We start from the raw sequence: 544 nt of genomic DNA on the forward strand, positions 1-544 counted from the left end.
CGCTGGTTTTCTCCACTAGAGTTGCACGTGATTCCACACATAGGTAATTTACCTATAGAAAAATTAACAGCCAATATCATTCGCAATGTTCTCTCACCCCTTTGGCATGAAAAAGCAGACACAGCGCGAAAAGCACTTAACCGTATCAATATTTGCTTGAAATATGCTGCGGCTCTTGGTTTAGATGTTGATCTACAGGCTTGTATGAAAGCACGCGCTCTTTTAGGAAAACCACGTGCGACATCAACAAATATTCCTGCTATGCCATGGCAAGAGGTTCCGGCATTTTATCAAAGCTTGGATGATAAGATCCTTTCAAATTTAGCACTGAAGTTATTGATTTTGACAGGCGCACGGTCATATCCATTGCGCTATTTGCGTCTTGAACAAATTGACAAAAATATATGGACGATACCAAAAGAAAACATGAAAGGTATTGTAGGGAAAGTTTCAGACTTTCGCGTGCCACTAAGTGATGAAGCTTTGAGAGTTATTGAAAAAACTTTCCCCTTTGAAAAGAATGGTTTTCTCTTTTCTGGTCTTA

The 544-nt window shown here is 39.5% G+C and carries 1 protein-coding gene; it reads left to right on the forward strand.

Annotation, left to right across the window (positions count from 1 at the left end; translation table 11 throughout):
- On the forward strand, positions 1–544 hold a 544-nt coding region (locus tag ACFIL8_RS12590; RefSeq protein ID WP_375690120.1), incomplete at both ends, for a tyrosine-type recombinase/integrase.

It is taken from the genome of Bartonella sp. AP57NXGY (genome assembly GCF_042195805.1).
Lineage (GTDB): Bacteria > Pseudomonadota > Alphaproteobacteria > Rhizobiales > Rhizobiaceae > Bartonella.